This window comes from Bounagaea algeriensis, from assembly GCF_054491375.1.
Genome location: NZ_CM137102.1, coordinates 2,622,214 through 2,634,662 on the forward strand (window position 1 = coordinate 2,622,214; position 12,449 = coordinate 2,634,662).

Here is a 12,449-nt window from a genome sequence, read left to right on the forward strand (position 1 = left end):
CGTGACGGCGGCCCGATCAGCAGCCGATGCCGTCGCCGACGGCGGCGCCGACGGCGGCGCAGCCGGTCAGCCACGAGCCGGCTCGCGCCCGGAAGCGCTCCGGAGCGAGACCACCGGCGCCCTCGGGGAGGGCGCCCACGACGGGCACAGCGGTGACGCGGGGCAGCTCGGTGAGGTTGCACCGCTCGGCCAATCCGAGCCCCTCCGGCACCGCACCGAGCACCAGTCCCGCCGGTTGCAGCTCTCGTGCGCGCAGCACCTCCACGGTGAGCGCGGTGTGGTTGAGGGTGCCGAGGTCCACTCTGGTCACGACGTACACGCGCACCGGCTGGTCCCGGGCGAGTTCGGCGGCGAGATCGGCCAGGGTGCCTCCGCGGGTGTCGAGCCGGACCAGGAGTCCGCCTGCGCCCTCGACGACCACGGTCTCGCGGGTCCGGGCGAGCTCCCGGATGCGGGCGGCGTGCTCGCTGATCGACGCGATCTCGACCCGTTGCAGCCGGGCGGCCGTGTCCGGCGCGAGCGGATCCTCGAGCCGGGTGAACTCGGCGACCTCGCAACCGGCCAGGCGTTGCACGGCGGAACTGTCCGGCTCGTCCGCGCCGAGGCCGGTCTGCACGAGCTTGACGGCGAGCGCGTTCGGTCCGGAGCGCACGGCCAGCGCCGCCGTCGCCACGGTCTTGCCCACACCCGTGCCGGTTCCCGCCACGATGGTGATCACGATTGCCTCCGGTGCTCGTCGACGACGCCGCGGAGCACCTCCACCGCACGCCCCCAGTCCCGGTCGGTGAGGCCGGCCCCGCAGGTGATCCGGAGCCGGGAGATCCCGTCCGGAACGGACGGTGGTCGGAAGCAGCCCACCCGCACTCCGGCCGCCAGCGCCGCGTTCTGCGCCGAAACCGCCGCCCGCGGCGAGGGCATCGGCACCGAGAGCACGGCACCTGCCGATCGCGGCACGCCGAGCCGGTCGGCCAACTCGCCGGCGCGCCGGTGGATTCGCGACGGGAGGTCGGGGTGACGGCGCAGTTGGCGGAGGGCGGCCAGCGCGCCGGCCGTGGGAGACGGTGCCAGCCCGGTGTCGAAGATGAACGGACGTGCCCGGTTGGTGAGGTGGTCGATCAGTTCGGCGCGGCCGAGGACCGCTCCTCCCATCGCGCCGAGCGATTTCGACTGCGTCGCGGTCATCACCACGTGCGGCTGCTCGGCCAGGCCGTGGGCGTGCACCAGCCCCCGGCCGCCGTCGCCGGCCACGCCGATCCCGTGCGCCTCGTCGACGACGAGCAGCGCGTCGTGCTCGGCGCAGGCCGCGGCCAGCTCCACGAGCGGAGCGGCGTCGCCGAGCACGGAGAAGACCGATTCGGTCAGCACGATCGTCCTTCGACCACCGGCCGCGGCCAGCGCGGCCCGGACCGCGGTCACGTCGTTGTGGCCGACCACCTCGATCGCCGCCCGGGACAGCCGTGCGGCGTCGATCAGCGAGGCGTGCACGTGCGCGTCGGAGATGATCAGCGAGTGCTTGTCGACCAGCGCGGTCACCGCGGACAGGTTGGCCTGGTATCCGGTGGAGAGGACCAGCGCCGCCGCGCGTCCGGTGAACTCGGCGAGCTCGCGCTCCAGGTCAGCGTGCAGCGTGGTGGTACCGGTGACCAGGCGGGACGCGCCGGCGCCGGCTCCCCAGGCGAGTGCGGCGTCGGCGGCCGTGCGCCGCACCTCGGGATCTCTGCTCAGCCCCAGGTAGTCGTTGCCGGCGAGGTCGATGACGTCCTCGTCGGCCGCCCGGGCGCGCAACGTGCGCTGCAGGCCGGCTCCTTCGCGGGCAGCCCGCTGCTCGGCGAACCACTCGTTCCAGCGGTTCATCCGGCCTCCGCAGCTGCCCGGATCCCCGCGCAGATCGTGGCGACCTCCTCGTCGGTGCACACGTAGGGCGGCATGGTGTAGATCAGATCGCGGAACGGGCGCAGCCAGACTCCCCGGGAAAGCGCCGCTTTCGCGGCCCTCTCCGCGTCGACGGCGCGGTCGAGCTGCACCGCGCCCACCGCGCCGAGCACGCGCACGTCCACTGCGTCGATTCCGCGCAGCGCCTGCAGACCGGCGTTGATCCGCCGCACGTCGGCGGCCCAGGCACCGGTGGCGAGCAGGTCCAGGCTCGCCGAGGCGACCGCGCAGGCGAGCGGGTTGCCCATGAACGTGGGCCCGTGCATGAGCACCCCGGACTCGCTCGTGGACAGACCGCGTGCCACTTCGGCCGTGCACAGCGCGGCGGCCAGCGTCATGTAACCGCCGGTGAGCGCTTTGCCCACGCACAGCACGTCCGGTGCCACCCCACCGGCCTCGGCGGCGAACAGCGTTCCGGTGCGGCCGAATCCGGTGGCGATCTCGTCGAAGACCAGTACCAGCCCGTGCTCGTCGGCGACTTCCCGGAAGACGCGCAGGCACTCGGCCGAGTAGACGTGCATGCCGCCGGCGCCCTGCAGCAGCGGTTCCACGACCAGTCCGGCGAGCTCGTCCGCGTGCTCGGCCGCGAGCGCGCGGAAACCCGCTGCCCAGGCCTCGACATCACCGCCCGGTCGCGGCGGGCGTTCGCCGAACACCTGCTCGGGCAGCGCACCGGACCACATCGCGTGCATGCCGCCCACCGGATCGCACACGCTCATGCAGTCGAAGGTGTCACCGTGGTAGCCGCCGCGGACGGTGAGGAACCGGGTCCGCTCCGGCCGCCCACCACCGCGCTGGTACTGCATCGCCATCTTCATCGCCGCCTCGACGCCGACCGATCCGGAGTCGGCGAGGAAGACGCGGTCGAGACCCGGCGGCGTCAGATCGATCAGGCGCCGCGCCAGTTCTACTGCCGGCTCGTGGGTGAGTCCGCCGAACATCACGTGCGCCACCTCCTCGAGCTGGCCGCGCACGGCCTCGTCGAGCGCCGGGTGCCGGTAGCCGTGGATGGCCGACCACCACGACGCCATGCCGTCGACGACCTCGCCGACGCCGTCGATGCTGATCCGGCTGCCGCGGGCACCGGTGACCAACCGCGTCGGCGGAGGGTCGGTCATGGACGCGTACGGGTGCCACAGGTGTTCGCGGTCGAACGCGAGCAGCTCTTCGGGCGTTGCCATCAGGCGTTCGGCCTGACGTCGGTGCCCGCTCCGCGGCGGCGGATGGACGGGTCGGTCGGCTCCGAGCGACCCGTCCGCTGGGCGAGCTCCTCCTCGGAACCCAGCACCACGAAGCCGTTGTCCCGGATCATCTCCAGGTCCGCTCCGGCGTCCTGGCCCTCGGAGGTGAGGTAGTCACCGAGGAAGATCGAGTTGGCCACGTGCAGCGCGATCGACTGCAGCGACCGCAGGTGCATCTCGCGGCCGCCGGCGATCCGGACTTCCCGGTCCGGGCAGGTGAACCGCGCCATCGCCAGGATCCGCACGCACCGCGCGGGTGTGAGTTCCCAGGTGTTCTCGAAGGGCGTGCCGTCGAACGGCATCAGGAAGTTGACCGGGATCGAGTCGGAGTCCAGCTCCCGCAACGCGAACAGGGCCTCGACCAGCTGCTCGTCGGTCTCCCCCAGTCCGGCGATCAGGCCGGAGCAGGGCGAGAGCCCTGCTCCCTTCGTCTTTTCCACGGTGTCGACGCGGTCGGCGTAGGTGTGCGTTTGGACGATGTTGCCGTGGTTGCTCTCGGCGGTGTTGATGTTGTGGTTGTAGGCGTTCACGCCGGCGTCCTTGAGCCGCTCGGCCTGGTCCTGCCCGAGGAATCCCAGGCAGGCGCAGACCTCGACGTCGGGGTGCTCCTGCTTCACCGCCCCGACCATGTCGGCGACCTTGTCGATGTCCCGCGAGGACGGTCCGCGACCGGAGGCGACCAGGCACACCCGGCCGGCTCCGCCCTCGATGCCGGCGCCGGCCTGCCGCAGCGCCTCCTCCCGGGACAGCCAGGAGTACTTGAGGACGGGGGCCTGGGAACCGAGCGCCTGCGAGCAGTAGTTGCAGTTCTCCGGGCACAGTCCCGACTTGAGGTTGACCAGGTAGTTCACCTTCACCGTGTTGCCGAAGTGCGCTCGGCGCAGCCGGCCGGCGGCCGCTACCACGGACATCAGCTCGGTCTCCTCGGCCCGCAGCACCGCGAGGGCGTCGTCGGTGGTGGCCGGTGTCCCGGCGAGGACCGAATCGGCGAGCTGCTGGAAGGTGGAGCTCATCACTTCTCCCGGTGTCGACTGGTGCAACTTCCTGAACAGCGTTCACCTGAACAGCGTTCAGGCTAGACTGGGAGGGTCGTCCGGTCAACCGGGAAGGGGTCACGTGCGCTACCACCGAAGCGACGTCATCGACCGCGCGCTCGCGGTCCTCGACGAGTACGGGCTGGAGTCGCTGACGATGCGGCGGCTGGCCGCCGAGCTCGGCGTGCAGCCGAGCGCGCTCTACCACCACGTGCCGAACAAGCAGACGCTGCTGGCTGCGATCGCCGACGAGATCGTGCGCCGGGGTCGAAGAACCCGCCGGGCGAAGGCCTGGGACCGGCGCGTGGTCGAGCTCTGCGACGAGCTCCGGGACGCGATGCTCGCCTTCCGGGACGGCGCCGAAGTGGTCGTCACGGCGCACACCTTCGGCCTCGGCGCCGAGGAACCCGTCAACCGGTTGCGACAGGCCCTGCAGGAGGGGAACCTGCCCGACGACCTGGTCGACGTCGCCACCCGCACCCTCCTGCACCTCGTCTTCGGGCACACCGTGCAGGAGCAGACCGCGCTGCAAGCCTCGAGCGCCGGTGCCATCGACCGCCCTCCCCGGGAAGCGGACGACTTCGAGCGCGGGATCGAGCTGGTGCTCGCCGGCCTCCGGTCCAAGGTCGACGGATGACCGCGCCCGGCCCTGCCGCCGCGGCTGCACCGGCAGCACGCTCAGCCCGCGCGCTTCACCGATCCCGTTCGTCGTGTTGACCGGAATCGCGGCGGCGGATGATGATCCGTGGAACAATCATCCTGGCCCGTTGCGCGGCGGCTCGCCGGTGAGCACGCGTGATCGCCGAGCGCGGCGGGGAACGGTGCGGCTTCGGTCGTTTCCGGACCCGGTGCTGCGGCACCGGCCGGTGCTGCCTGGTGCGCGGAAGGTGGGGACGTGTCGTGGCACGCGAGATGTTCAAGAGCAGGTTCGCCTTCATCGCCGCCGCCGTGGGCATGGCCGTGGGCACGGGGAACATCTGGAGGTTCCCGCGCGTCGTCGGCGAGTGGGGCGGTGGCTCCTTCCTGATCGCCCTCGTCGTGGCCAATCTGGTCTGGGCGGTACCCATCCTGATGGCGGAGTCCCTGCTGGGCTCGAGGGCGCGGCTCGGCACCGTGGGCGCCTTCCGCGACTTCATGGGGCGGAAGTTCGCCTGGGTGGGCGGCTTCATGGGTTTCGTCGGCGTGGGCATCCTCTTCTACTACTCCGTGGTGTGCGGATGGGCGTTGCGCTACTTGGTCTACGCGCTCACCGGCACGCTGGGGCCGGGCGTGAACACGGAAGCGCTGTGGGAGGGGTTCAGCTCGAGCCCGCTGCAGACCATCGGTTTCCACGCGGTGTCCATCGCGCTGGTGGGCCTGGTCGTCTACCGCGGACTCAGGAAGGGCTTCGAATCGCTGCTGCAGGTGGTGATTCCGGCGCTGTTCGTCATCCTCGCCGTGCTGGTCGTCCGCGCCGTCACGCTGCCCGGCGCCGTCGAGGGACTGCAGCACATGTTCGTCCCGGAGTGGGGCCGTCTCGGTGAGGCCCAGGTGTGGTTGCAGGCGGCGACCCAGATGGCGTTCTCGACGGGAGCGGGTTGGGGTCTGTACCTGACCTACGCGGTCTACTTGCGCCGGCGGGAGGACCTGGGCCTCAACGCGTTCGTCGTGTGCGGCGCCAACCTCATCGCATCGCTGATGGCGGGGATCGCGGTGCTGTGCGCGGTCTTCGCGCTTCGCAACGCCGAGTTCGCCGCCGCGGCGGCGGAATCGGGAAACCAGGGCTTGGCGTTCATCTACTTCCCCGAGCTGCTCGCCCAGATGCCCGGCGGCAGGTTCTTCGCCGCGCTGTTCTTCCTCGCGTTGTTCCTGGCCGGGATCTCGAGCCTGATCGCGATGACGGAGCTCGCCACCCGCAACGTCGTCGACATGGGCGTATCGCGCCGCCGCGCGGTGCCGTGGGTCGTGGTGGTGGCGTTCATCGCCGGCCTCCCGTCGGCCTACAGCGTCGGCTTCCTGACCAACCAGGACAACGTGTGGGGGATCGGGCTGTTGCTGGGCGGACTGTGCGCGGCCTCGGCCGTGATCAAGCACGGCGTGCGGCGGGGGCGGCAAGACATCGACTCCGTCAGCGACATCCGGGTCGGCTGGTGGTGGCAGCTGTGCATCTACGCGTTCCCGGTGATGTTCGCGGTGTTGTTCGGCTGGTGGATCCTGCAGGCCGTCGGTGAAACGCAGTGGTGGAACCCCTTCCAGGAGTTCAGCCTGGGGACGTTGCTGCTGCAGTGGGGGCTGGTCGTGATCGTGTTGTTGCTGCTCAACCGGTTCTTGGCCAACCAGGTCGGCGCGGGGCCGATGACCCCGCAACCGGCGCGCGGGACCGGGCCCGCGCACGCCGAGTCCGACGAGGACGGCCGGACCGAATCCGATGAGGACGACCGGGGCGGTGATCGGCAGGCTCCGCCCGGGGGGACGTGACGAATGGTGTCCACGGTCGAGCTCGGACTGGCCGGGGCCGTCGGCTGGATCGCCGCCTACCCGAACGCGCTGCCGGCGGCCGGCCGCAGAGGCGGAGACTGCCGCCCACCGCGGCGCCCGCTCGAACCGGAGGTCGTCGAGCGGATCACCGCCGACACCGAGGCGGTCCTGGCGAAGGGCTACCGCTGAACCCGTCCGAAGCAGCGCGCGGCGTCCCGTCGTCCGAGGAGGACGGGACGCCGCGCGCGGTGCGACGGGGACCGCAACGCCGCAGGAAGTGGGAGGACTGACAGTGACGACCCGACTGCCCTACGTCGATGCCGACCAGATCACCGCGCTCGTCCCCGGCGGCCGAGCCGTTGACCTCATGAGCGATGCGCTGCGCTCGGGATCGGTCGACCCGGAATCCGACCATCCCCGGCTGTCCTCACCCGCCCCGAACGGCGAGTTCCTGCTGATGCCCACCGCTCTCGGCGAGCGGTCCGCGGTCAAGGTGGCCACGGTCGCTCCGGAGAACCCGGCCGCAGGACTGCCGAAGATCCAGGGCGTGTACGTGCTGTTCGATTCCGCGAGCCTGGCACCGGTGGCTCTGATGGACGCGGTCGAGCTGACCTTGATCCGCACGCCGGCGGCCACGACGCTGGCCGTGCGGCAGATGTTGGCCGCCGGTGGTTCCAGATCGGTGGCACGGCTGGTCGTGATCGGCACCGGACCGCAAGCCGAGCGGCACGCCCGGTGCCTGCACGCGGTGCTCGGCCCCGACGAAACCGTGATCGTCGGTCGTCGGGAGCAGGCGGCCCGCGACCTCGCGGCACGTTGCCGCGCTCACGGGATCGGTGCACGCGCCGGAAGTCTCGACGACGTCCCGGAGGCCGAGGTGGTCGTCTGCGCCACCTCCTCGCCCGAGCCGCTGTTCGAGGACGAACTCGTCAGTGCGGACACCGTCGTCGCCGCCGTCGGCGCGCACGGGCCCGAGCACCACGAGCTGCCGCCGGCGTTGTTGCGGCGCGCGGACGTCGCGGTCGAAGGCAGGGCCTCGGCGATGCGCGAAGGCGGCAACCTGCTGGCAGCGCGGTCGGCGGCGGAGTGGGAACACGTCGACGTGGCCAACCTCGCCGACCTCGCCGCCGGACGCTTCACCCGGCACGCGGACCGCCCCGCGGTGTTCTCCGGCGTCGGCATGGCGTGGGAGGACCTGGTCGTGGCGAGCGCGGTCGCCGATCGGCTGCACGACGAGCGCGCCGAGTAGGAGGCACGAGCATGCGGACCAGCAGACTCATCAGCGCCGTCGACTCGCACACCGAGGGCATGCCCACGAGGGTCGTCACCGGCGGGTGGGAGTCATCCCGGGCGATTCGATGGCCGAGCGGCGGCAGTGGTTCGTGGAGAACTCCGATGACCTGCGCAGCCGCGGCCGGGCGGGTCCGTGGGCGTCTCGACCTCGATCAGTGCCCCGCGGAGGAAGTCGACGAGCTCGTGGTGCGCGTCGAGGGGCAGAACGTGCGCGACGTGCTGGTCCGGGCGGACGACCACGAGAGCTCCGCGTTCCCGGTCCAGACCGCGCAGGTCGAAGATGTCGGTCGCCGGATCGGGGCAGAAGACCTTCTCGTAGTCGATGAGCCCGAACGGTCCCTTGCGGGGCAGGAGAACCGGCGGCACGTCCTCGACGGTGACGTCGCGATGTCCCTGCTGCAGCACGGCCCGCACGTCGATCACCGAGTCGGGATCGGCCTCGGACGGGGTGAACCGGGCGATCGGTGAGTCCTCCGACGCCAGGAACTCGGCCAGCTCCCGCAACCGGGAACCAGATCCGCTCGGGTGGGCCGGATCGGCGAACGCGTAGAGGCGCCAGGCGCCGTCGGCCCGGGCCGCGTGGCCCAGCTGCACCGGTTTGGCGTCGGCCAGTCGGATCACCGGTGCGGAGTGCAACCGCATCCCGATCGGCAAGCCCTTCGCCAAGTGCTGGTGCGTGGGCGTCGCGGTGAGCACGGAGGGCTCGTAGCGAACCGCGACCCCGGCGGTGAACCGGCCCTTGTCGCGGAAGTAGCGCTGGAACCGCGTCGGGTCGGCGTCGCCGTCCGGCCGCTCGCTGAACAGCGCTGCGAACTCGCGGTCGAAGTCGATGAGTTCCCGGGCGACCTCCTGGCGTTCCGCGGAGTACGTGCGCAGCACCTCCGGCCGCGACGTCCCGCGCAGCACGGTGCCGAGCTTCCACCCGAGGTTCCAGGCATCGGCCATCGAGACGTTCATGCCCTGCCCGGCCTTCGCGCTGTGCGTGTGGCAGGCGTCGCCGGCGAGGAACACCCGCGGCAGGCGGGTCTCGACTTCGGGAACGTCGTCGAAGCGCTCGCACAGGCGCTGGCCGACCTCGTAGACCGACCACCAGCCGACGTGCTGCACGTCGATGCTGAACGGGTGCAGGATCCGGTTGGCGACCGCGGTGAGCTTCTCCGGGGTCGCGCTGCGGTTGTGCAGCATCTCGGCATCGCGCTCGTTGTCGAGCTCGATGTAGAGCCGCACCAGGTAACCGCCCTCGCGCGGGATGATCAGGAGACTGCCCTGCTCGGACTGGATGGTGGACTTCAGGCGGATGTCGGGGAAGTCGGTGACGGCGAGGACGTCCAGCACGCCCCACGACTGGTTGGTCTCGTCGCCCTCGAGACGGCGGCCGATGGCCTCCCGCGTGGCGCTGCGCGCGCCTTCGCAGCCGACGACGTAGCGGGCGCGGACGGTCGACGTCTCCCCCGTCGGCTCGAAGTTCTCAACGTGCTGCAACGTGACCGCCACCGGGTACTCGGCAGTGGTGCCGGTATCGACCTGCACGTCGGTGGCGTGCAACCCGTGGAAGGGCTCGGCACGGGCGGCGGAACGCCGCATGTGGTCACGCAGGTAGGTCAGCATCCGCGCCTGGTTGACGATCATGTGCGGCATCTCGGACAGGTCGTCCTCGACGTCCTCGATGCGTCCGGTGCGCACGATCGACGTGCTGTCCGCGGGATCCGGCCGCCAGAAGGTCACCTCGTTGACCTGGTAGCCCTCGTGGACGAGCTGCTCGGCCAGGCCGAACGCCTCGAAGATCTCCACCGTGCGGCACGCGACGCCGTCGGCCTGGCCGACCTCGAGCGGCCCGTCCCGCCGGTCGACGAGCACGGTGCGAAGATCGGGGAACTCGGCGAGCTGGGCCGCCAGCAGCAACCCGGCCGGACCGGAGCCGATGATCACGACATCGGCCGTGTCCGGCAAGCCGCTCGAGCGCTCGACCGCGGACGGGTGCGGATCCGCGACGAACGGGTCACCGGGCTTGTAACCGTCGAGGTAGAACTGCACTGCTCAGGCTCCTCCGGGACGTCGAACTCCCCCGACCGCCGGACAGAGGCCCTCGCGCCCTGCCGCGGACTGCCGGATGGCACGTTCCATCGTGCGGCAGTCGCCCCCTCGGGTACAGCCTGTTCTGCCATGGAGAGCCCTTTCCCGTGGCCGCGGCCGAGCCCGGGTCGAGCACCGCGCTCGGAGCTGGCTCGCCGGGCATCACCGGCGCGGACTGGGTTCCGGTTCCGCGCGTACCGGAGCAACGTGCGGGGTATCCGTTGGCATGACTGATCAATTCCGAGGGGAACCGGACGGAGGTGAGGTGGATGGCGGAGCAGGTTGATGTCGTCGTCCTCGGGATGGGGGTCGGTGGCGAGACGGCGGCCGGCACCCTGGCCGAAGCCGGACTGGCGGTGGTGGGTGTGGAGGCGAACTTGCTCGGCGGCGAATGCCCCTACTGGGCCTGCATCCCGAGCAAGATGATGCTGCGCGCGGGCGAGGTGCTCACCGAGGGCAGGCGGGTGCCCGGCATGGCCGGGAGAGCCACGGTGACACCGGAGTGGAAGCCGGTGGCCCGACGCATCCGGGAGGAGGCCACCTCCGGCTGGGACGACCGGAGCGCCGTGGACCGGTTCGTCGGCCAGGGCGGTCGGTTCGTGCGCGGTCACGGCCACATCAGCGGCCCGGGCGAGGTCACCGTCGGCGAGGAGGTGTTCCACGCGCAACGCGGGATCGTCGTGGCGGGCGGCACCCGGACGATGGTGCCGCCGGTGGCTGGTCTGCAGGACAGCCCGTACTGGACCAATCACGAAGCGATCGAAACCGAAACCGTGCCGAACTCGCTGGTCGTGCTCGGCGGCGGTGCGGTCGGTGTGGAACTGGCGCAGGTGTTCGCGCGGTTCGGAGCGGAAGTCACCCTCGTGGAGATGGCCGAGCGGCTGCTGCCCGCCGAGGAACCCGAGGCGTCCGACGCGCTCACCGCAGCGTTGCAGCGCGACGGCATGAGCGTTCGCACCGGAGCCGCGGTCACAGCTGTGGAGCACAGCGGCACCTTCACCGCGATCCTCGACAGCGGCGAGCGCGTCGAGGGCGAGCAGCTGCTGGTGGCCACCGGTCGGCAGGCGGACCTGGCCGGACTCGGGGTGTCGAACGTGGACATCGACGAAGACGCCGGGTGGATCCCGGTCGACGGGCACCTGCGGGCCGCCCCGGGGGTCTGGGCCGTCGGGGACATCACCGGCAAGGGCCTGTTCACCCACGTGGCCGTGTACCAGGGCGAGATCGCCGCGGCCGACATCCTCGACCGGGAAGTGCCGGCCGCGGACTACACGGCCACGCCCCGCGCGGTGTTCACCGACCCCGAGGTCGGCGGCGTGGGCCGCACCGAGGCCCAGGCCCGCGCGGAGGGTGCACGCGTGCGCACCGCTGTCGGCGACTTGAGCACACGGGGGTTCCTGCACGGTGCCGGCGGCGGAGGGCTGATCAAACTCGTCGCCGATGCCGACCGCGACGTGCTGATCGGAGCGACCTCGGTCGGACCCGCCGGTGCCGAAGTGCTCGGCCTGCTGACCCTGGCGGTGCACGAACAGGTGCCGCTGCCCCGCCTGCGCCGCATGATCCACGCCTTCCCGACGTTCCACCGCGCCGTGCACGAGGCCCTGGGCGAGCTGCGCTGATCCACGGGCTCCGACCGCGCAGCCCTCCCCCGAGGAGGAGCAGCACGAGCGCCAGCACATCGCCACGCGGTGGACTGCGTGGTCACGCGTTCAGCAGCCAGATGGAGCCGTTGAGGACGGTGGCGAACAGCGTCCAGCCCGCGTAGGGCACGAGCAGCAGTGCGGCCACCCGGTGGATTCGGGCGAAGAGAACGATCGTGGCCAGAAGAGCCACCACCAGCAGGATGATCTCGGCGAAGGCGGCTCCGTAGAGACCGGCACCGAAGAACAGCGGAGGCCAGGCCAGGTTCAACACCAGTTGCACGGCGTAGACCGTCAACGGGGTGCGCGCAGCGCCCACCGATCCCGCCCGGCGCCACACCAACCAGCCGGCCAGGGCGATCATCGCGTACAGCGCGGTCCAGACCGGGCCGAACAGCCACGACGGTGGAGCCCAGGACGGTGTGCGCAGCTCCGCGTACTCCTGCCCCGTCGAGCCTGCTGCCAGCGCTCCCACCACGGCGACGATCACCACACCGGCCGCGAAGGCCGCGGCACCGGTGAGGTCGCGCTGCAGGGACCTGCTCGGAGTCGTCATCGCACCTCCACTGAGTTCGTCGAGGAAGGTACAGCATCGACGCGCGGGTCACCGGGCTAGCGACGATGGCCGAACACCGGCGACCGTTCGCTCCGCGGGCGAATGCTCCTCCACCGGTGGCTCGGACGCGACTGCACCGCGCAGACCTGCAGGCCTCTGAACCGGCGAACGCGCGCGCCCGCCGTTAGCCTCAGATGGCATGGTCGACATCACGCAGCTGATC

General features: G+C 71.3%; 10 protein-coding genes and 1 pseudogene. 5 read left to right on the top strand and 6 right to left on the bottom strand.

What is annotated here, in order from left to right; genetic code table 11:
• Nucleotides 1-16: 16 nt before the first annotated feature.
• Genes bioD through bioB form a run of 4 tightly spaced genes read right to left on the bottom strand, consistent with a single transcriptional unit; the run spans nucleotide 17 to nucleotide 4,186 of the window.
• Entirely contained in the window at nucleotides 17-718 is a 702-nt protein-coding gene (bioD, locus tag ACVGV2_RS11795; RefSeq protein WP_459162422.1) for a dethiobiotin synthase, read from the bottom strand.
• Complete coding sequence (locus ACVGV2_RS11800) at nucleotides 715-1,854, bottom strand: 8-amino-7-oxononanoate synthase (RefSeq protein ID WP_459162423.1); 1,140 nt, start codon at nucleotides 1,852-1,854, stop codon at nucleotides 715-717. The genes bioD and ACVGV2_RS11800 overlap by 4 nt, the downstream gene beginning before the upstream one ends.
• Entirely contained in the window at nucleotides 1,851-3,113 is a 1,263-nt protein-coding gene (locus ACVGV2_RS11805) for an adenosylmethionine--8-amino-7-oxononanoate transaminase (protein WP_459162424.1), read from the bottom strand. The genes ACVGV2_RS11800 and ACVGV2_RS11805 overlap by 4 nt, the downstream gene beginning before the upstream one ends.
• On the bottom strand, nucleotides 3,113-4,186 hold the full coding sequence (gene bioB, locus ACVGV2_RS11810; protein ID WP_459162425.1) for a biotin synthase BioB: 1,074 nt from the start codon (nucleotides 4,184-4,186) through the stop codon (nucleotides 3,113-3,115). The genes ACVGV2_RS11805 and bioB overlap by 1 nt, the downstream gene beginning before the upstream one ends.
• Nucleotides 4,187-4,289: 103 nt before the next feature.
• Here bioB and ACVGV2_RS11815 point away from each other — a divergent pair, with 103 nt between their 5' ends.
• The 4 genes and pseudogenes from ACVGV2_RS11815 (at nucleotide 4,290) to ACVGV2_RS11830 (ending at nucleotide 7,913) form a co-directional block, all read left to right on the top strand.
• Nucleotides 4,290-4,844 carry a TetR family transcriptional regulator gene (locus ACVGV2_RS11815; RefSeq protein WP_459162426.1) on the top strand — a complete coding sequence of 185 codons (555 nt, stop codon included), beginning with the start codon at nucleotides 4,290-4,292 and terminating at the stop codon, nucleotides 4,842-4,844.
• 263 nt (nucleotides 4,845-5,107) lie between these two features.
• Nucleotides 5,108-6,664: a sodium-dependent transporter gene (locus ACVGV2_RS11820; RefSeq protein ID WP_459162427.1), complete on the top strand. Its 1,557-nt coding sequence runs from the start codon at nucleotides 5,108-5,110 to the stop codon at nucleotides 6,662-6,664.
• A 15-nt stretch (nucleotides 6,665-6,679) separates the two neighbouring features.
• Nucleotides 6,680-6,853 (top strand): annotated as a pseudogene (locus tag ACVGV2_RS11825) (dihydrodipicolinate synthase family protein); the annotation flags it as partial.
• A gap of 103 nt (nucleotides 6,854-6,956) precedes the next feature.
• Nucleotides 6,957-7,913: an ornithine cyclodeaminase family protein gene (locus ACVGV2_RS11830; protein WP_459162428.1), complete on the top strand. Its 957-nt coding sequence runs from the start codon at nucleotides 6,957-6,959 to the stop codon at nucleotides 7,911-7,913.
• 92 nt (nucleotides 7,914-8,005) lie between these two features.
• Here the strand turns inward: ACVGV2_RS11830 and ACVGV2_RS11835 are convergent, their stop codons facing one another.
• On the bottom strand, nucleotides 8,006-9,991 hold the full coding sequence (locus ACVGV2_RS11835; protein ID WP_459162429.1) for an FAD-dependent monooxygenase: 1,986 nt from the start codon (nucleotides 9,989-9,991) through the stop codon (nucleotides 8,006-8,008).
• A 308-nt stretch (nucleotides 9,992-10,299) separates the two neighbouring features.
• On the opposite strand from ACVGV2_RS11835, the gene ACVGV2_RS11840 reads away from it, so the two are divergent.
• Nucleotides 10,300-11,649, top strand: a complete 1,350-nt coding sequence (locus ACVGV2_RS11840) for a dihydrolipoyl dehydrogenase family protein (protein ID WP_459162430.1) — start codon at nucleotides 10,300-10,302, stop codon at nucleotides 11,647-11,649.
• Between the two features lie 82 nt (nucleotides 11,650-11,731).
• Here ACVGV2_RS11840 and ACVGV2_RS11845 read toward each other — a convergent pair whose 3' ends face one another.
• A complete protein-coding gene (locus tag ACVGV2_RS11845; protein WP_459162431.1) occupies nucleotides 11,732-12,226 on the bottom strand; it encodes a TspO/MBR family protein in 495 nt (164 codons plus the stop codon).
• Between the last annotated feature and the right edge of the window lie 223 nt (nucleotides 12,227-12,449).

What these genes read in the sequence shown, in the direction of transcription:
- ACVGV2_RS11800 (WP_459162423.1), bottom strand. Translation starts at nt 1,854, where the DNA reads ATGAACCGCTGGAACGAGTGGTTCGCCGAGCAGCGGGCTGCCCGCGAA.
- ACVGV2_RS11805 (WP_459162424.1), bottom strand. Translation starts at nt 3,113, where the DNA reads ATGGCAACGCCCGAAGAGCTGCTCGCGTTCGACCGCGAACACCTGTGG.
- ACVGV2_RS11845 (WP_459162431.1), bottom strand. Translation starts at nt 12,226, where the DNA reads ATGACGACTCCGAGCAGGTCCCTGCAGCGCGACCTCACCGGTGCCGCG.
- bioB (WP_459162425.1), bottom strand. Translation starts at nt 4,186, where the DNA reads ATGAGCTCCACCTTCCAGCAGCTCGCCGATTCGGTCCTCGCCGGGACA.
- ACVGV2_RS11840 (WP_459162430.1), top strand. Translation starts at nt 10,300, where the DNA reads ATGGCGGAGCAGGTTGATGTCGTCGTCCTCGGGATGGGGGTCGGTGGC.